This window comes from Ruegeria sp. CH11 (assembly GCF_056537105.1).
Genome location: NZ_JBQFQX010000020.1, coordinates 1 through 16,992, shown reverse-complemented (window position 1 = coordinate 16,992; position 16,992 = coordinate 1). Strand labels below are relative to the sequence as shown.

Below are 16,992 nucleotides of genomic sequence, written 5' to 3'. Positions count from 1 at the left end.
ATGACAGAGCTGAAAACCGATATCCTGGTGATCGGAGCCGGGTCGGGCGGGCTGTCCGTCGCAGCGGGGGCCAGCCAGATGGGGGCCGATGTCGTGCTGCTGGAAGGGCACAAGATGGGCGGCGACTGCTTGAACTTCGGCTGTGTGCCCTCGAAGGCGCTGATTGCAAGCGGCAAGGCGGCCTATGCACAATATCATTCGTCGGCGTTTGGAGTTGCGGATGTTACGCCGCAGGTCAGCTATGACTCCGCCAAGGATCATGTGCAGGACGTGATCGCTCAGATCGAGCCGATGGACAGTCAGGAGCGGTTCGAAGGGTTCGGAGTCAGGGTAATCCGGGAATACGGTACGTTTATCTCGGCATCGCAGGTTCAAGCCGGAGATCACGTGATCACGGCGCGGCGGGTTGTCATTGCCACAGGGTCATCGCCTCTGGTACCGCCGATCCCCGGTCTGGACAATGTCCCATACTACACCAACGAATCCATTTTCGACCTACGCGACAAGCCCGAGCATCTGTTGATCATCGGCGGCGGACCAATCGGCATGGAAATGGCGCAGGCGCATATTCGTCTGGGCTGCAAGGTTACCGTCATCGAAGGGATGCAGGCGCTGGGCAAGGATGACCCCGAGGCAGCGGCCATCGTGCTTGACGCCCTGCGCGCCGAAGGTGTCGCGATCCACGAACAGGCAATGGTCGCTCAGATCCGCGGGTCCGAGGGCACCATCGAAGTGGTCACCGAGACGGGAGAGATTTTTGCTGGCTCGCACCTGCTGATTGCGGCTGGCCGCAAAGCTAATATCGACCGCTTGAACCTCGAAGCGGCAGGTATCGAGCGGACAAGAAACGGGATCAAGACCGACGACGCCTTGCGAACCACAAATCGCAAGATCTATGCGATCGGCGATGTTGCGGGTGGGCTGCAATTCACCCATGTGGCCGGGTACCATGCAGGGATCATCATCCGCTCGGCCTTGTTTGGGTTGCCCTCAAAGGCCAAGACCATGCACATTCCATGGGCCACCTATACTGACCCGGAACTGGCGCAGGTTGGCCTGACCGAGGCGCTAGCGCGCGCGAAACATGGTAACAAGTTGGAGATCGCGCGTTTCGACTATCACCACAATGACCGCGCCATAGCCGAGCGTAAAACCAAGGGGTTCATCAAAGTCATGGTCGTCAAGGGCCGCCCTGTTGGGGCTACAATCGTAGGGCACCAGGCGGGCGAATTGATCAACTTGTGGTCGCTGGCCTTGGCCAATAACCTGAAGATGGGCCAGGTCGCGGCGATGGTTTCCCCCTATCCGACGATCGGAGAGCTTAACAAACGCGTTGCGGGTGCCTATTTCTCGCCAAGGCTGTTTGAGAATCAGACGGTTAAGAATGTGGTCAGGTTCGTCCAGCGCTGGATCCCCTGATCGGAAAGGGAGAGCAGATTGAACTCGCTGTCAGGCCGATTTCTGATCCTGACCACGGTCTTCGTGATGTTGGCCGAGATTTTGATCTTTGTCCCCTCGATTGCGCGTTTTCGCGAGGATTTTCTGCAAAACCGACTGGAGCGCGCGCAGATTGCCTCGCTCGCCTTGCTCGCTGATGACATGCTGGCCGAAGAGCTTGAGGCCGAACTGCTGGAAAACGCCGGCGTCTACAACGTTGTCCTGAGGCGTGATGAGGTTCGGCAACTGATGCTGTCTTCGCCGATCCCTGAACAGATCGTCAAAACCTATGATCTGCGCGATGCCGGGCCGATGGTACTGATACGCGACGCGATGATCCGGTTCTTTACCGTCGAGAACGAGGTCATCCGTGTCATTGGTGAGCCGGTCAAAGGCGCGGGACTGCTGATCGAGGTCACCATCGATAGCGCGCCTCTGCGAATGGCGATGACCGACTACGGCCTGCGCATCCTGGGCCTGTCCTTTGTCATTTCGATTATCACCGCGTTCTTTTTGTTCCTTGCGGTTCGGGTTGTTCTCGTCCGTCCGATCAAAGGTGTTGTTGGCTATATGCAACGCTATGCCAGTGCGCCGGAAGATGCTCGGGGGGTGATCTCTCCCAACTCCAAAGTGACCGAGCTGCGTGAGGCCGAAGAAGCACTGAAAACGCTGCAAACGGACTTGACCCAGGCTCTGAAACAGCGCGAGCGATTGGCACAGCTTGGCGGCGCAGTGGCCAAGGTCAGCCACGACCTGCGCAACATCCTGACCTCGGCGCAACTGTTCACCGACCGGATCGAGGCCAGCGACGACCCGCTGGTTCGGCGCATGGCGCCAAAGCTGGTAAATTCGATCACGCGTGCGGTGTCGCTGTGTGAAAGCACACTGGCTTTTGGGCGCGCGGAAGAGCCCGCCCCGACGCTCACCATGGTGCGCCTACGCGATATCGCGGCGGACGTCGCCGCCAGCGAGCAGCTGGCGGTCGCGGACGCTTGCGTCGAAATTCGCAACGATGTTCCCGAGGACATGGTCGCCCGCGCCGATCCCGAACAGATCTTTCGCGTCATCTTGAATCTGGTTCGAAATGCCCGTCAGGCGCTTGTGACAGCGGGTAAGCCGGGCCAGGTGATCATCTCGGGCGCTGAATTTCCCGACAGTTGGTGCATTGAAATCAGTGACACCGGCCCCGGCCTGCCGCCCAAAGCCCAGGAAAACCTGTTCACTCCGTTTCAGGGCGGCGTTCGTAAAGGCGGGTCCGGTCTGGGTCTGGCCATATCGCAGGAACTGGTGCGCGGACACGGCGGAGACCTTGTTCTGAAGGATACTGGCCCCGGGGGCACCACCTTCGAAATTCGCCTGCCTCGCGGCGACGGTACTTTTTGAAAGTTTTTTGAAGAATCGCCTTGCACGTGCTCTGAGGTGGGTCTACATAGCGCCTCACCAACGCGGACCGATAGCTCAGCTGGATAGAGTACTTGACTACGAATCAAGGGGTCGGGGGTTCGAATCCTCCTCGGTCCGCCACTTTTTCGCCCAAAAAAGTGGCATCGTTTGGAAAATCACGCAAAAACAATATGTTAGCCTTGGATTTCGCGATTAATAATTAGGCAATCCCGCAACATCTGAAATCCCGCAACATAGTCCGCAACAAATCCCGCAACAATTCCCTCAACATTTGTCTTCAGCGCGGCTTGCAGCCCAAAACACGCACGCACTAGTATGGCGTGATTTGTTTTCTAGGGATTCTGTTTATGGACGAGTTGCAAGCGAAACTGGCAAGGCTGTTTATGCCGTATGCTATGGACCGCGTGGAGGCTGTAGAAGCCGAAAATACCAAGTTCGTTCACTACACTAGTGCATTTGCCGCAACCCAAATCATAAAAAATGAAGAGGTTTGGCTACGCAATGCTCTAGTCATGAACGACTTTAGTGAGGTCCAACACGGCGAAATGTGCCTGGCTGAGAGTTGGAAAGACGAAGAAGTCGGTGGACGGCTAAGAACGCTGTTGAGTGAACTAGCGGATGACTTGGCAGATCGTCTTGCCGAGACGTTTGATTCTCACTCAACAGAAAGAACGGTGCAGAGTTTTCTCATGTCGGTTAGCGAGCACGGGAATCCAGATATTGCCGAGGAGAAATATGGGCGGTTGTCCATGTGGCGAGCATACGGTGGTGATACCAATGTCGCGCTCATTTTTAACAATTCGCCTTTCAGGTCTGAGGAAGTGAAACTCCAGGCATTTTCAAGCCCAGTTCTTTATGCAGACTACGATGGTTTTAAGGAAGAGTTCGTTAGGCTGGTTAAAGGATTGGAAGCAGAATTCGATCTGTTGAACGAGATTGGGCCTGATGAGGTCTTCAAACAGCTCTACTGGGCATTCCACATGGCATCTCTCTCAACAAAGCATCCTGGGTTTTCAGAAGAAAGAGAATGGCGTGTAATTTATTCGCCGACGCTTTTTGGCCGGTCGCCCATCATGAAGGAAGAAATCGAAACTATCGGTGGTGTTCCGCAAAAGGTCATCAAGTTGCCACTAAAGGCGGATGCCACCACCGGCTATTCTGGATATGCCGTCAAAGAAATCCTAGAGGAGATAATCGTGGGTCCAACAGAAACGAGTTGGCCAATTTATGAGTCACTGGCAATGTTGCTTGAGGAGAGCGGCGTGGATGACGCGTGGGGCAAAGTTCGGAGATCAGATATTCCCCTCAGAAGGTAAATGAAATTCCCGCAACAAATCCCGCAACATTTTTCGCGGTGAAATCGTATAAAATATTGAAAATAAACATATTTACAGAGGTAGCCGAATCCTCCTCGGTCCGCCACTTGGTGCTGAAAACATTGAATAAATTGCCGTCAACGTTTTCCTGCCCCTGATCTGCCACTAAAATCAAATCGCTTGCCGGTTCTTCCGCCCGAAACCAGATTGAGTCGGAATGTCGCACCCCACCCCCCGGCCTCACCCGGACGCAGCGCAGTTTTGTTTATTCCCCACGCTTACCAAGCGCGGGGTATCTGGACTTTTTGACTGTTGGGTCAGATTAGACGAGGGCGAAGTTTTGAGAGACGTATTATGACGTGCACATGATAGGACAGCAAAGAGCCCAAAGCGGACCAAGTGCAGCGACGAAGCGCTGGAGGCGAGGGTTACATGACCACGTTGTCTTACGCCATAGACTTAACCGCACAAATCCGAAGCTTCTTTTGATTTCTGGCGCCTCCGTTTAAACTGGCGCTGCGTGGAAGATAAATCAGGTTTTTCGGTTTGCTTCAGTAGAGGAAGGCTTCGAAGTGTTGAACCAAAAACTCAGCCCTACAATTTTTACTTCGCCATGGTGAAATCGAATGGAATTTGCAAAAACGACATCAAGGTCGGCAGAATTCGCTCTTGACCAAGCGAGGGGTCGCTCCGGCGGTGGCGAGTGCTAAAAGACTAAGGCACCGCCTATCCAGCCGTCACCCTCTGACAGTAGTCTCAAGCCCACTTGGTCGAGCGGCAAAAACGGCTTCCATCCTCGTCGAGGAACTTTGCCTCCCCCGCGGAAATCATCGAGTATGAAACCAGTTTGATGGAATGCCGTTTCGGGCGATGGGAAGGCTTGACGAAAAACGAGATCATAAGGCGGTTTCCTCTGGAATGGGACGCGCGCTGTTCTGACCGTTGGAACTATCCTGTGCCGGGCGGAGAATCCTATGCTGACGTACATAACCGGGTTTTTTCTTGGTATTCCGGCAAGTCGTTTGAGGGGGCTGTCATAGTTGTTGGCCGCGGCTTAACCCTGCGCGTGTTTCGAGGGATCTACTTGAACTTGTCCTCAGAAGTAGTTTTTGAATTGAATGAACCTCAAGATGGTTTCATCGAGTTGCGATGCGGACAATCAACCTGCGTTGAGCACTGAGGTGTCGATGTTTGGCGCTTAATCCCATAATATAGGATTTCCGCTGGCTTCAAGCCTAGAAAACAATTTCTGAATGTAAGGGTTAAGCCGTTTTTTCAGAGCAAAGTAGCTATCGACCTAAGTCTAGATAAACAGGAACGTATCAGTTCAAGGTAGCAACTCGCGAATTGATTTGTTCTCTTTAAGGTCGTTTTTTTAGGTCTTAGAGCAAGTCTTCCAGCTCTGGCTGTCTGAGTACTTTCGCAGCTCCTATCGGCGAAAACCAGTGCCTTTTTCTTTCGTGCCTTTCCTTCCAACGGCGCTTCACCTTATGGACGTAGAGCGGGTAAACGGTGGCCTTCACTGGGACACTGGTACCGTCGATAAAAGTCCTAGCGTACTCAAGCTTACCGATCGGCTTGCGAGAAATTGTACATTCCACCCCAGCTTCCTCCAACGCTTCTATTTCTGCCGCGCGCCAGTCTTGCTCGTCGACCATCGGCCAGCCCTTGGGCATGATCCAGCGTCCTGTGTCACGCGACGTGATAAGGAGCACCTTGAGGCGGTCGCCGAACAATTGCAGAGGCAATGCTGCGACTTGTTTTGTACGCTGAGGCACTATGCTTCTCGCCCTCCACAGCAGGTTGTAGTGATGATGGGACCGTTCCTTTCCGATTGTGACTGGTAGAAACACAAAAAAACGTAACCAATTAGCGACGCAGTATTCACTGGTTGTCGATATGCCACCCCATGCCTAAATCCGACAGATGCCTTTGAACCCGCCCAGGGTAGTCAGATACAATTGCATCCACGCGCAAGTCGATCATCCTGTCTATTTCTTCGTGCTCATTGACCGTCCAAACGGCAACACAAAGGCCCAGATCTTTTGCGCGCGCCACATTTTCAGCAGTTACATCAGCGTAGTACGGGCACCAAAGCGAACCGCCAGCTTGCTTGACCAAATTTGGAATTTCATCACGACGACCACGAAAGTCAGGGCAAACCGCTTTCGAGGAATCCTCTCCAACATCATCCGCGTTATCTGGAAGCTGTGTAAGGTAAGAAGACGGCATTTCAGGAGCTTGTCGCTGGCATTCCTCAAGAAGGCTCCAGTCAAAACTGTGCAGTACCGCGCGCGACGAAAGACCTTTGGCGCGGACTTCCTGTAGAACTCGCCCGACAAAGTTCTCCCTATGAAGCGGATCATGGGCCACGTCAGGATCCGACTTCAATTCGAGCATTAGATAGGCATCGCCGTATTTTGGTTCACTTACCAAATTGAGCACTTCCATCAGCCTTGGGACTCGAACGCCTTCCAATTGGGCCTGGTCTGGAAAGCGTTGGCCGTAAGCAGAATGCCCGTCTAACCGTCCAATGTCGAATTGCAGAATTTGTTCGAAAGTCAGTGATGAAACTTTCGGTTCCTCGCCGGTCAGAAACAGGCCATCTGCGCCGCGAAAGCTCGGGGCGTGCAGACGATGGTTATGGGTAATGACCGGAACATTATCGGCCGTCAGGACAACATCAAACTCAAGAAGTGGGACACCGATAGACAGCGAGAAATCAAAACCAATCATGCTGTTTTCAGGCAAAACCCCTCTTGCCCCTCGATGGCCCACGACCCGGATCAGGTTTTCTCCTCCACTGAAGGCTTCGACCTGCGGAAACGCCATTAGCTGCCCAATCTTTTACCGGTTGATTGGTCAAACAGGTGCATGTGCTCGGAGGCGACCGAAAACCGCATATTCGGATGCCGGCCCTCGATCGGATGGACTCCCGGAAGGCTAATCGTGATCGCTCCGCCGACTCTCGCGAGTTGACCGTGCAACAGGGTGTTGGCTCCTAACGGTTCTGCCATCTGGATCGCCGATTCTAGCGGACCATTATCATCCAACAGCAGGTGCTCTGGGCGTATCCCCAGCTTCAACGCGGTATCAGGACCTGCAGATCGGCCGACCTCAATTTCACCGATCTTGATTGTCCCGCTTTCACGCTGGGCGTCAAACACATTCATCGCAGGGCTGCCAATGAACTGTGCAGCGAACAGAGTTCTCGGTGTTTCGTAGACCTCTAACGGCGTTCCAATCTGCTCGGCGATGCCACCATTCATCACGATCATCCTGTCGGCCATCGTCATGGCCTCGACCTGATCGTGGGTCACATAAAGCGCCGTGATCCCCAGCTTTTCCTGGAGTTCGCGAATTTCCAGACGCATCTGAACCCGCAGCTTGGCATCGAGGTTCGAAAGCGGCTCATCAAACAGGAAAACTGCTGGCTCGCGGACAATGGCCCGACCCATCGCCACCCTTTGACGCTGACCGCCTGAAAGTTGTCTGGGTTTGCGATCCAGCAAGGGTTCCAGCTGCAATAGCCTGGCGGCCTCGGTCACTTTCTGGTCAATCTGGGCCTTCGGCAACCCTGCGATTTTCAGGCCATATCCCATGTTCTGGCGCACGGACATATGTGGGTAGAGCGCATAGTTCTGGAACACCATCGCGATATCGCGATCCATCGGCTCTTTGTCATTGGCCCGTTCCTCTCCAATCCGGATTTCGCCGGATGTCACGGTTTCCAGGCCGGCAACCATCCGCAAGAGCGTGGACTTCCCGCAGCCCGAAGGGCCAACGATTACGATGAACTCACCGTCCGCGATATCTATGTCGATGCCGTGGATAACGTCCGTCGGGCCAAAGCTCTTTTTGACATTCTCAAGGGTTACTGTTGCCATTTCCTATTTCTCGCTATCGACAAGGCCGCGGACAAAGAGCTTTTGCATCGACACCACCACGATGACCGGCGGGATCATCGCCAGAATCGAGGTCGCCATGATCACTGGCCATTCGGCCACATCATCACCAGATGGGAACATCTGTTTGATGCCCATTACGATGGTGTTCATTTCAGGATCGGTTGTGATCAGCAGCGGCCAGAGATACTGGTTCCAGCCATAGATGAACAGGATCACGAACAGCGCCGCGATATTGGTCCGGCTCATGGGTACCACGATATCGATGAAGAACCGCATCGGGCGGGCGCCGTCCACACGCGCGGCCTCGGCCAGTTCATCAGGGATCGTCAGAAAGAACTGGCGGAACAGGAAAGTCGCGGTGGCCGAGGCGATCAGGGGAAAGATCAGCCCGTAATAACTGTTGAGCATCCCGAACCCGGCCACAACCTCGAATGTCGGGACGATGCGCACCTCGACCGGCAGCATCAGGGTCAGGAAGATCAGCCAGAAGAATGTCGTGCGCCCCGGAAAGCGGAAATAGACAATTGCAAAGGCCGATAACAGTGAGATGATGATCTTGCCCACGGCGATACCAATCGCCATCACCAGACTGTTGAACAACATCGTGGCGACCGGGACATTCACACCAGAGAACAGGGCGGCCTTGTAGTTCACCCAAAACTGATCACCCGGCAGCAGGGGCATGGGGGGTGACACGATCTCGGGTTGGGTCACGGTGGATGCGACAAAGGCCAGCCAGATCGGGAAGAAGATGATCAGAACGCCAAGGATCATCAGGGCGTGGGTCAGCCAGATGCCGATCCCGCGGTTTTCGACCATTCCGTGTTGCTGGGCTGCCATCAGTAATGCACCCTTTTTTCCACGTATTTGAACTGGATGACGGTCAGCAGCCCCACAACAATCAGCAGGATGACGGATTGCGCCGAGGACGAGCCGAGATCCTGGCCGACGAACCCGTCAGAGAAGACTTTGTAGACCAGGATCGTCGTCGCTTGCTGCGGTCCGCCGCCGGTGATCGTGTGGATCACGCCAAAGGTTTCAAAGAAGGCGTAGACAACGTTTACGACCAGCAGGAAGAACGCGGTCGGGGACAACAGCGGCAAAACGATGGTGAAAAACCGGCGCCAGAAACGCGCACCATCAATGGCTGCGGCTTCGATCACCGACCTTGGCACCGATTGCAGGGCGGCGAAGAAAAACAGAAAGTTGTAACTGATACGCCCCCAGGCTGAGGCGACGACAACCAGACCCATGGCCTCGGCATCATTCAGGACGTGGTTCCAGTCATAGCCCAACTGGCTGAGATACCATGACACCACGCCAACGCGCGTGTTGAACATGAACAGCCACAGCACACCGGCAACGGCCGGGGCGACGGCGTAAGGCCAGATCAGCAGCGTTCGATAGACGCCCGAGCCTTTGATCAGGCGATCGGCAAGGACTGCCAAAAACAGGGCCGGGATCATCGAACATAAGGTGACAAGTGTCGAAAACACCGCAGTTGTCACGAAAGAGGCGCGGTAATACTTGTCGCTCAGCAGAAATTCAAAATTCCCAAGACCCACGAATTGTGACGACAGCCCAAAGGGGTCGGGTATGAACAGGGACTGCCAAACGGCCTGTCCGGCGGGGTAAAAGAAGAAAACGGCGGAAATGATGACTTGCGGTGCGATCAAAGCCAGCGGTAGTAGCCAGCCGCGAAAGGTGACGCGTTTTTCCATTCTGATGACCCGCCGAAGAAAGTGAATGCGGGCCCTGACGAGCCCGCACCGGATTGCGTGTTATTGGTTTGCGGATTCGAACCGGCGCAGCAAGGCGTCGCCGCGTTCTTTCGCGCTGTCCATCGCTTCCTGAGCGGTCTTTTCACCAGCCCAAACAGCCTCGAGCTCTTCGTCGATGATGCCTCGAATCTGATCAAACGATCCCAAACGCAGACCTTTCGAATTTGCAGTGGGCTCTTTCGCCGTCATCTGAATCACAGCGATATCAGTACCGGGGTTTTGCTCATAGAAACCTGCAGCTCGCGTAACATCGCCTGCGTCCGCCGTGATCGGCAGATAACCAGTATTCTGGTGCCACGAAGCCTGTACGCCCGACGATGATAAGAAGCTGAGGAATTCACCCACGCCCTTGTATGCTTCAGGATCGTGGCCTTCCATCACCCAAAGTGAAGCACCACCGATAATGGTGTTCTGCGGCTCGCTCACCAAGGCTTCCCAATAGGGCAGCGGGCGCACGTCGAACTTGAACTCAGCCTCGGAGCTGATACCGGCGTAACCGGCCGAGCTTTCCGTAAACAACGCGCATTCTCCAGCCCGGAAGTTTGCACCACCTTCGTTTCTACGCCCGGTGTAGATAAACTTGCCATCCTTGGCCCAGTCACCCATTGCCGTCAGATGTGCGACCTGCGCCGGACCGTTCAGCATCAGTTCAGTGTCCAGACCGGCAAAACCGTTGTCCTGCGATGCGAACGGAACGTCGTGATAGGCCGACAGGTTCTCGAGGTGAATCCAGCTCTGCCATGCAGTCACCAGCGGGCAGTCCTCGCCGCCGGCCTTCAGCTGTTCTAATACATCACCAACCTTTTCCCAGGTCGATAAATCCGTGTCCGGATCAACGCCCGCCGCTTCGAAGGCATCGCGATTGACCCACAGAACAGGCGTGGACGAATTGAAAGGCAGAGACAGCATCTGACCGTCTGTGGTCGTATAGTATCCTTTGACAGCCCCGATATATGCATCCGGATCAAAGGATGCGCCGCTTTCTGCCATCACTTCATAAACCGGTTTGATCGCACCTTCAGCCGACATCATCGTTGCCGTGCCCACCTCGAAGACCATCAAAATGTGGGGCTGCTCACCGGCACGGAAAGCCGCAATACCTGCGTTCAGAGTTTCCGAGTAGTTACCCTTGTGGCTTTCGACCACGACGAACTCGTCCTGGCTGGCGTTGAACTCTTCAACTTGCGCTTTAACAAGCTCACCCAGTCGGCCGGTGAAGGCGTGCCAGAACTGAACTTCAGTTTGCGCCATCGCCGCCACGGGGGACAACGCAGTAGTTACGGCGAGAGCGCCGAGAAATTGCTTATTCATGATTCCTCCCATGCATCAGTGTTGATGCTTCGTTGAATACCGACCGCAACGCGTAATCAGCACACATGACGATTTCACGACGTTAACGTCACAATTTTATAATTCAAGCATTTAATTTTTGAGAAAAACATAACATTACATTATAAACTTGCAATGCAAACAACGAACCAGGTTCAAAGCATGAGTCAAACTTTGAGGATCCGCCAACTGGAAGCGCTCATGGCAGTTTCTACAAATGGGTCGGTCACTGCTGCAGCTACGGATCTTGGGATAAGCCAGCCTGCGGTCAGCCGACTGCTTTCTGATCTGGAAAAATCGCTTGGCTTTCAACTTTTTGATCGCCGTGAAGGTCGCCTAGTGCCTTCGCAGGAAGTGCGTTATCTGCAACCCAGCGTTGAGCGTGTTTTGGAATTGATGAAGCAAATCTCGGATGTCAGTCAGGACATAACGAAACGCAAAGCGGGACACATCCGCATCGCATGTTTGCCTGGGTTCGCCACCAGTCACCTTCCCAACGTCATCGCCAAGTTTCTAGAAGATCGGCCAGGTGTAACAATGACGATCGAACCAGATAGACCGGAACGCATTCTCGAGTGGATGATCGGTGAGCAATATGATTTCGGAATCACAGACAGCTTTAACGGGCACCCGGCCGTCGAAAGTAGAGACATCGATGTCCGTACAGTTTGCGTGTTTCCTACCGGACATGAATTGGATGAACTCTCCGAGGTGTCACCTACGGACCTTGCGAATGCCAAGATTATTCACACAAGGCGCGACAGCGACTTTTTTGGACAACTTTCAAAAGCGTTTCAAAACGCCAACGTCAGACTCAATTCCCACATCGAAGTCAGGCAGTTCACAGCGGCTTGCGAATTGGCTGTAAAAGGTGTTGGGATTTCCGTGGTCAGCGAGTTGGATGCTGTCCAATATGCGGACGCCGGATTAAGCTACCGACCCTTCAAACCGCTCTTGTCACATACGCTTTCCCTTGTGCGTCCGGTTTTGAAGCAACCGTCATTGGTGACGCTAGAGTTCATCGAGCAGTTCCAACAGAGCCTAACCCCGTTCAAGGCAGGCAAACTCCATCACTGATTGTAGGGCGGCAAACGCCAATGTTCGCTGCCAGCAAGCCGTACATTTTCCATCTTCTTAGCTTGAAACCAATTCTTGAGTATTTGGAATAACCCCCGAGATCGATCTGGCATTGACAGCCAAAAACGTGGAAATACTCAGTAGTTTTTCAGTTGAGCTTGGATGATCTAACTTCTTATACCAGGACAGTCAAGCGACCGCTTTGTCCGCTTTTCGGATCTCCGCTCGTATTCGAGCTTCGTTCGCGCAGCGAAGGTCTCCTCTGACGGGCCGCACCGCAGCGACGGTGATCAAGGTCGAACGGCGTTTACGCTGGCGCTGTCCTGCACGTCTAAGTTAAGCACGTTGAAATTGACGCCAGCGTCAGAGGCTGCCGCATCCAGGGTGCCGCGCTTGGCGAGGTTTCGCATCGTAGCATAGACAGTATGGCCTGCTCGGGCAGCTTGCACGGCAATTTGAAAACCAAGGCCGGTCGACGTGCCGGTGATCAGAATGACTTTGGGCATAAGGGGAGCTCCGAATATCAAATGAATTGCTTGCGGCAACGATCCGATGTGTCAGGGCGAAGGTCAACAGCGGGACTTTAAGACGCCCAAAGCCTCATCGAAGGTATTCACATTCTCTTCTGCGCGTGCGGTCAGATGAGCGCCTTCCAAAAGGGCCAGAATCGCGCGGGCCTCCGAGATCGGATCGGTGATGCCGGTGATTGACTTGTCTTCTTGGCCAAGCTTCAGGATCTCTTCGATTTGGGCAACCATCATGGCGCGGAATTTCCGGATCTTTTGGATCACGTCATCCGACAAGCTCTCCCGGCTGCTGATCAGCGACACGCAGAGACACAGGGTTTTCCCGTCATTGAGTGCATCGCGATACAATGCGATCAGGGCCAGCAATTGCTCAGCCCCGCTTTTGTGTTCTACCCGAATTCGGTTGCACGCTGCCTGCAGGGTCTCATGATAGCGATCCATGAGAGCCGCCGACAGCGCCGCTTTGGTCGGGAAATGATAGTGGATCGACGCCTTGCGAATGCCCACTGCCTCGGCCAGATCGGCATAGCTGAACCCGTCAAATCCGCGCGCCCGTGCGGCGTGTTCGGCAACATCCAGAAGGGCAGTCTTGGTATCACTCGTCATACGTGCTCAAACCTTTTCCGTCATGATCAGGGCCAGCGCGTTGTCCGCAGCCTCCAGGGCGCCTTCGATATAGCCCCCGAACTGTGGCGCAACTTCGGTCCCGCCAAAGATTAGTCGACCATCCCACAGACGGGTCATTGCATGGGGCAGCCCGTATTGCGGATGAGCGTATAACGGCTGTTGATCCGCTTCGACAGAGGTAAACGGATCGAAGGCCCAATCTTTGACAAAGAGTGTCTTTGGCTCCGCGGCTTCAGCGCCGAACAGCCGGGACAGTTGCTCTTTAAGCGCCTGCCGCAGCCGTTTTTCGTTGCTGCGGACGCGGGGAGGCAAGCCGATAAAGCCGAACAACGCGTAAGGTCCGCCCTCGGCAGGGGATGCGTCGTGTATTTCCACCATCGGCCCCCTGCGGCTCATCACGTCACCGGACAGCCCGGCCGTGCGCCAGAACGGGGTATCATAGACAGCGATGGCTTTGGCCTGTCCGGCCATCCAAGTCGCGATCCCGGTCATCGCCGCTAAAGCTTCATCTGCTAATGCAGGTGAGAACGCGATCTTGCTCGCCACGCGAGGAGGGAGGGCCAGTGCGACTTCCCGAGCATGGATGACTTGCCCAGTTTGAGTGGTCGCGGTGATCACAGACGCAGACTTCTCTAACCCGACGATAGGCTCGGATAAGATAAGCCGCTTCTGCGGTATCTCAGCCGCCAACGCATCAATGAGGGCGCCCAGACCACCTTTCAGGCGATAAGACCCTTGCATCGAGGCAAACCCGCGATCGCGCTCGACCTGGCCTATCTCGTTTTCAAAGCTGAGCGCGCCTGTTGAATATTGCTCGAACCACTCGAGTCCGAGCCGCTTTGTTAACGCTGCAATACGCGGCTGCCCGGGCCAGAACCAGGCCGGACCCATGTCGAAATACCCACCCTCCAGCCTTTCCGTCAGGATACGTCCGCCCGGACGCCCCCGCGCTTCGACCAGCAGGTAGTCTTGGTTTTTTGCCTGTAGCTGTCGCGCAAGGCAGAGGCCAGAAAGACCTGCGCCAATGATCAGAGTTTGCGTCTGCACTGATCAGAACCCCTCAGATGCCGGGCGTATGTCCAGCTCATGGGTCCAGGTGGACTGCGGTTGGTGAACGATCTGCCAGTAGGCCTCGGCAATCTCGTCCGGTTTCATCATCTTCGACGGATCCAGCGAGTGCAAATCCCGCGAGCGCGGCGTATCGATGATCCCGTCCAGAACGACGTGCGAGACATGTACGCCAGCCTTTTGATATTCACGTGCCAGCGATTGTGTCAGCCCGCGCAGGGCGAACTTAGCCGACGCAAAAGCGGAAAACCGTGGGCCACCGCGCAGCGACGCCGTGGCCCCGGAAACGATAAGCGCGCCACCACCGCCGCGCACCATCGGTTGCAAAACACATTGCCCCAGCACGACCAGTGATTGCACCATTGATGTCCACGTTCTCTGGTAGTCCTCCAATGTGGTTTCGGGGAATGGCGCGATCACCAGCTCAGCCGTATTGTGTACCACGATCTTCGGCGGGCCATGCGCAGCGATCAATTCAGAAATCACTGGCGCAACCGCACTCGGATCGGACAGATCGACCTGATGAAACGGCGCGATCGTTTCCTGCGGCTGCGTACGTCCAAGTCCAATGGTCGTCATGCCACCTGCCTGAAACCGCGCGAGAAGGGACTGACCAAGGCCAGTCCCCGCACCGGCGACAATCGCCAGAGGTTTGTCAGAATTCATAGATCACACCGCTGGTGGTTGAGCAAAGGGCAGGTGGCCGGTTTTCATCCAGACCTTCGCCCCGTCCGGACCCGCAACTGCAGACAGCGCTTCGCCTTCGGGCAGGCGTAGCCAACCGTTCTTTTTCAGAACGTCATCGCCTGAGGTCAGCGATCCGCCAATCACCAACAGCTCGATACCACCTGGCGCATCCGAGGTAACCTCGGTGCCTGCATCAACATGGCTGTAAGTGACAACCTCGCGGTCATCCTTGTGCAGGGTCGCAGTGGCGACCCCGTTCACCGGTTCAGCCAGTTCGTCGGCCATGGTTTTGCGAAACTGATTGCGGTCATCCATGTCGAACTGCCAGAGTTTGACGAAAATCGTGCAGCCGGGTTCCGAGCCGGGCGTATGCCCGGTTGTGGGCGGATTGCGCACATAAGTGCCTTCCGGGAAATCGCCATGCTCATCCTGAAAGACGCCGTCCAGAACGATGAACTCTTCACCGCCTGTATGGGTGTGGGCCGAAAACTTGCTGCCGGGCGCATAACGCACAATGGTGGTGGCGCGGGCGACTTCGCCACCAATTCGATCCAGCATGCGCCGGTCCACACCCTTCATGGGCGAGGCCTGCCATTCTAGTTGATCAGAGTGAACAACGACACGCGAAGAGAAGTCCGAGTTGAGCTCCATGGGAGAGGTCCTTTCGACTTAAATGGCAGTTTTCGCTTAGGCGGCGATAGATGGACGGGCCGCCATCTTAGCGCGCCAAGCTTGCAGGTTGGTCAGGGTTTCAGGAATTTCAACTTTGGCAAAATCGGCGAATGCCAATCCTGCAAAGGCAGTGATATCAGCCACCGAGAATGCGTCTCCGGCCAAGTATTCATTTTCGGCGAGAACCGAGTCCAGATAGGCCATTGTGTTTCCGGCGATCTCTTTCTGCTTATTGCCCCATTCGGCGCATTGATAGGTTTCCAGATCGGGGCCCAGCCCAGGTGTAGCGTGGTGAAAATAAGTGCCTACTGCATTTAGCAGACCGTTTTCGGCGCGCAGGTTCATCATCGAGATTTGTGCGCGCTCTTTGGGGGTTTCGCCAGTCAGCGATGGGCCTTCGAATTCGGCGTCAATATACTCGGTAATCGCGTTGCACTGCGAAATATGCGAGCCGTCTTCCAGCTCCAGACAAGGCACCGCGGCGTCGGGGTTCTTGGCTTTGAACTCAGGCGTACGATGCTCGCCGCCCATCACATCCACAGGGATGAATTCAACTTTATCCGCCACGCCTTTTTCAGCCAGCGCAATACGAACACGGGCAGGGTTCGGGAACCCTTCGACATCATAAATCTTCATCTGATTACCTCCGTCGGGGTTTGCGTTTCGTGCTATCTACCTATCGATAGGTAGATAGCATTACAACCCTTTTTTACCCTCCTTAACAAATGTTCTAATTCAATATGTTAAGATGCTCTCACTGATTTGGTTTGGTGCTGGTTCACTTTGTAACACCGAACTCAGCAAGAACAGATTCGGTATCTGCGCCATAAGCAGGGGCAATAAATTGTATCGTGCCAGAAGTTTTCGAGAACCGGGCCACAGCATCTGCCTGCCGCGGTCGGCCCGCCAATTGATGATCAAATTCCAACTGGGTTTTGTTCCTGCGGATATGCGGATGTCCAGGTATCTGCGCACGGGTCAGGGCTGGCCGACACCCATGTAGTTCCATCGGTTGTACAGCGTCTTTGACGAGCCCATAAACACCGCAGCGAAAGCGAACTTTGTCCGGATAGTGTTGAAAAATTCCGTTGATTGGTTTGCCTGTCGCTGATTCACTCGTTTTTGAGAGTGGAGGTGCGGTGATGATGGGACCGAGGCA

Annotated in this window: 19 protein-coding genes, 1 tRNA gene and 1 pseudogene; 7 read left to right on the top strand and 14 right to left on the bottom strand. The window is 54.8% G+C overall.

Annotation, left to right across the window (positions count from 1 at the left end):
- From ACR0LX_RS20250 to ACR0LX_RS20235, 4 genes are all read left to right on the top strand, one after another.
- Entirely contained in the window at nucleotides 1-1,419 is a 1,419-nt protein-coding gene (locus ACR0LX_RS20250) for a dihydrolipoyl dehydrogenase family protein (RefSeq protein ID WP_480785221.1), read from the top strand.
- 18 nt (nucleotides 1,420-1,437) lie between these two features.
- The gene (locus ACR0LX_RS20245; RefSeq protein ID WP_480785220.1) at nucleotides 1,438-2,820 is read left to right on the top strand and encodes a sensor histidine kinase; all 1,383 of its coding nucleotides are present in this window, start codon (nucleotides 1,438-1,440) and stop codon (nucleotides 2,818-2,820) included.
- Nucleotides 2,821-2,884: 64 nt separating this feature from the next.
- Nucleotides 2,885-2,961: transfer RNA gene (locus tag ACR0LX_RS20240), tRNA-Arg, on the top strand.
- A gap of 227 nt (nucleotides 2,962-3,188) precedes the next feature.
- Nucleotides 3,189-4,157 (top strand): DUF2971 domain-containing protein, encoded by a 969-nt coding sequence (locus ACR0LX_RS20235; protein ID WP_480785219.1) that lies wholly within the window; start codon nucleotides 3,189-3,191, stop codon nucleotides 4,155-4,157.
- Here ACR0LX_RS20235 and ACR0LX_RS20230 read toward each other — a convergent pair.
- The gene (locus ACR0LX_RS20230) at nucleotides 4,147-4,383 is read right to left on the bottom strand and encodes a hypothetical protein (protein WP_480785218.1); all 237 of its coding nucleotides are present in this window, start codon (nucleotides 4,381-4,383) and stop codon (nucleotides 4,147-4,149) included. The two genes, ACR0LX_RS20235 and ACR0LX_RS20230, sit on opposite strands and share 11 nt — an antisense overlap.
- A 386-nt stretch (nucleotides 4,384-4,769) precedes the next feature.
- On the opposite strand from ACR0LX_RS20230, the pseudogene ACR0LX_RS20225 reads away from it, so the two are divergent.
- Nucleotides 4,770-4,997: pseudogene (locus ACR0LX_RS20225) on the top strand (histidine phosphatase family protein); the annotation flags it as partial.
- A complete protein-coding gene (locus ACR0LX_RS20220) occupies nucleotides 4,924-5,337 on the top strand; it encodes a histidine phosphatase family protein (RefSeq protein WP_480785217.1) in 414 nt (137 codons plus the stop codon). The pseudogene ACR0LX_RS20225 and the gene ACR0LX_RS20220, both read left to right, overlap by 74 nt.
- Nucleotides 5,338-5,539: 202 nt before the next feature.
- Here the strand turns inward: ACR0LX_RS20220 and ACR0LX_RS20215 are convergent, their stop codons facing one another.
- From ACR0LX_RS20215 to ugpB, 6 genes are all read right to left on the bottom strand, one after another.
- Nucleotides 5,540-5,935 (bottom strand): NUDIX hydrolase, encoded by a 396-nt coding sequence (locus ACR0LX_RS20215; RefSeq protein ID WP_480785216.1) that lies wholly within the window; start codon nucleotides 5,933-5,935, stop codon nucleotides 5,540-5,542.
- A gap of 106 nt (nucleotides 5,936-6,041) precedes the next feature.
- The gene (locus ACR0LX_RS20210) at nucleotides 6,042-6,989 is read right to left on the bottom strand and encodes a glycerophosphodiester phosphodiesterase family protein (RefSeq protein WP_480785215.1); all 948 of its coding nucleotides are present in this window, start codon (nucleotides 6,987-6,989) and stop codon (nucleotides 6,042-6,044) included.
- Complete coding sequence (ugpC, locus tag ACR0LX_RS20205) at nucleotides 6,989-8,044, bottom strand: sn-glycerol-3-phosphate ABC transporter ATP-binding protein UgpC (protein WP_480785214.1); 1,056 nt, start codon at nucleotides 8,042-8,044, stop codon at nucleotides 6,989-6,991. The genes ACR0LX_RS20210 and ugpC overlap by 1 nt, the downstream gene beginning before the upstream one ends.
- A gap of 3 nt (nucleotides 8,045-8,047) precedes the next feature.
- The gene (ugpE, locus tag ACR0LX_RS20200; protein WP_480785252.1) at nucleotides 8,048-8,884 is read right to left on the bottom strand and encodes a sn-glycerol-3-phosphate ABC transporter permease UgpE; all 837 of its coding nucleotides are present in this window, start codon (nucleotides 8,882-8,884) and stop codon (nucleotides 8,048-8,050) included.
- A 20-nt stretch (nucleotides 8,885-8,904) separates the two neighbouring features.
- Nucleotides 8,905-9,786 (bottom strand): sn-glycerol-3-phosphate ABC transporter permease UgpA, encoded by an 882-nt coding sequence (gene ugpA / locus ACR0LX_RS20195; protein ID WP_480785213.1) that lies wholly within the window; start codon nucleotides 9,784-9,786, stop codon nucleotides 8,905-8,907.
- Between the two features lie 60 nt (nucleotides 9,787-9,846).
- Entirely contained in the window at nucleotides 9,847-11,157 is a 1,311-nt protein-coding gene (gene ugpB, locus ACR0LX_RS20190; protein ID WP_480785212.1) for a sn-glycerol-3-phosphate ABC transporter substrate-binding protein UgpB, read from the bottom strand.
- A 180-nt stretch (nucleotides 11,158-11,337) separates the two neighbouring features.
- Between ugpB and ACR0LX_RS20185 the strand changes: the two genes are divergently transcribed.
- The gene (locus tag ACR0LX_RS20185; protein WP_480785211.1) at nucleotides 11,338-12,252 is read left to right on the top strand and encodes a LysR substrate-binding domain-containing protein; all 915 of its coding nucleotides are present in this window, start codon (nucleotides 11,338-11,340) and stop codon (nucleotides 12,250-12,252) included.
- 290 nt (nucleotides 12,253-12,542) lie between these two features.
- On the opposite strand, the gene ACR0LX_RS20180 is transcribed toward ACR0LX_RS20185, so the two are convergent.
- From ACR0LX_RS20180 to ACR0LX_RS20150, 7 genes are all read right to left on the bottom strand, one after another.
- A complete protein-coding gene (locus tag ACR0LX_RS20180; RefSeq protein ID WP_480785210.1) occupies nucleotides 12,543-12,758 on the bottom strand; it encodes an SDR family NAD(P)-dependent oxidoreductase in 216 nt (71 codons plus the stop codon).
- Nucleotides 12,759-12,821: 63 nt separating this feature from the next.
- Nucleotides 12,822-13,385 (bottom strand): TetR/AcrR family transcriptional regulator, encoded by a 564-nt coding sequence (locus ACR0LX_RS20175; RefSeq protein ID WP_480785209.1) that lies wholly within the window; start codon nucleotides 13,383-13,385, stop codon nucleotides 12,822-12,824.
- A gap of 6 nt (nucleotides 13,386-13,391) precedes the next feature.
- The gene (locus ACR0LX_RS20170; RefSeq protein ID WP_480785208.1) at nucleotides 13,392-14,453 is read right to left on the bottom strand and encodes a flavin monoamine oxidase family protein; all 1,062 of its coding nucleotides are present in this window, start codon (nucleotides 14,451-14,453) and stop codon (nucleotides 13,392-13,394) included.
- Nucleotides 14,454-14,456: 3 nt separating this feature from the next.
- Nucleotides 14,457-15,140 (bottom strand): SDR family NAD(P)-dependent oxidoreductase, encoded by a 684-nt coding sequence (locus ACR0LX_RS20165; protein WP_480785207.1) that lies wholly within the window; start codon nucleotides 15,138-15,140, stop codon nucleotides 14,457-14,459.
- A 3-nt stretch (nucleotides 15,141-15,143) separates the two neighbouring features.
- Nucleotides 15,144-15,812, bottom strand: a complete 669-nt coding sequence (locus ACR0LX_RS20160; RefSeq protein WP_480577467.1) for a cupin domain-containing protein — start codon at nucleotides 15,810-15,812, stop codon at nucleotides 15,144-15,146.
- Between the two features lie 36 nt (nucleotides 15,813-15,848).
- Nucleotides 15,849-16,469: a glutathione S-transferase family protein gene (locus ACR0LX_RS20155; RefSeq protein ID WP_480785206.1), complete on the bottom strand. Its 621-nt coding sequence runs from the start codon at nucleotides 16,467-16,469 to the stop codon at nucleotides 15,849-15,851.
- A 142-nt stretch (nucleotides 16,470-16,611) separates the two neighbouring features.
- A partial coding sequence (locus ACR0LX_RS20150) for a hypothetical protein (protein WP_480785205.1) occupies nucleotides 16,612-16,992 on the bottom strand: 381 nt, incomplete at its 5' end.

Bases quoted from the DNA above. Each gene is read 5' to 3' on its own strand.
- ACR0LX_RS20250 (WP_480785221.1), top strand. From the start codon at position 1: ATGACAGAGCTGAAAACCGATATCCTGGTGATCGGAGCCGGGTCGGGC.
- ACR0LX_RS20235 (WP_480785219.1), top strand. From the start codon at position 3,189: ATGGACGAGTTGCAAGCGAAACTGGCAAGGCTGTTTATGCCGTATGCT.
- ACR0LX_RS20210 (WP_480785215.1), bottom strand. From the start codon at position 6,989: ATGGCGTTTCCGCAGGTCGAAGCCTTCAGTGGAGGAGAAAACCTGATC.
- ugpC (WP_480785214.1), bottom strand. From the start codon at position 8,044: ATGGCAACAGTAACCCTTGAGAATGTCAAAAAGAGCTTTGGCCCGACG.
- ugpE (WP_480785252.1), bottom strand. From the start codon at position 8,884: ATGGTCGAAAACCGCGGGATCGGCATCTGGCTGACCCACGCCCTGATG.
- ugpA (WP_480785213.1), bottom strand. From the start codon at position 9,786: ATGGAAAAACGCGTCACCTTTCGCGGCTGGCTACTACCGCTGGCTTTG.
- ugpB (WP_480785212.1), bottom strand. From the start codon at position 11,157: ATGAATAAGCAATTTCTCGGCGCTCTCGCCGTAACTACTGCGTTGTCC.
- ACR0LX_RS20185 (WP_480785211.1), top strand. From the start codon at position 11,338: ATGAGTCAAACTTTGAGGATCCGCCAACTGGAAGCGCTCATGGCAGTT.
- ACR0LX_RS20180 (WP_480785210.1), bottom strand. From the start codon at position 12,758: ATGCCCAAAGTCATTCTGATCACCGGCACGTCGACCGGCCTTGGTTTT.
- ACR0LX_RS20175 (WP_480785209.1), bottom strand. From the start codon at position 13,385: ATGACGAGTGATACCAAGACTGCCCTTCTGGATGTTGCCGAACACGCC.
- ACR0LX_RS20165 (WP_480785207.1), bottom strand. From the start codon at position 15,140: ATGAATTCTGACAAACCTCTGGCGATTGTCGCCGGTGCGGGGACTGGC.
- ACR0LX_RS20160 (WP_480577467.1), bottom strand. From the start codon at position 15,812: ATGGAGCTCAACTCGGACTTCTCTTCGCGTGTCGTTGTTCACTCTGAT.
- ACR0LX_RS20155 (WP_480785206.1), bottom strand. From the start codon at position 16,469: ATGAAGATTTATGATGTCGAAGGGTTCCCGAACCCTGCCCGTGTTCGT.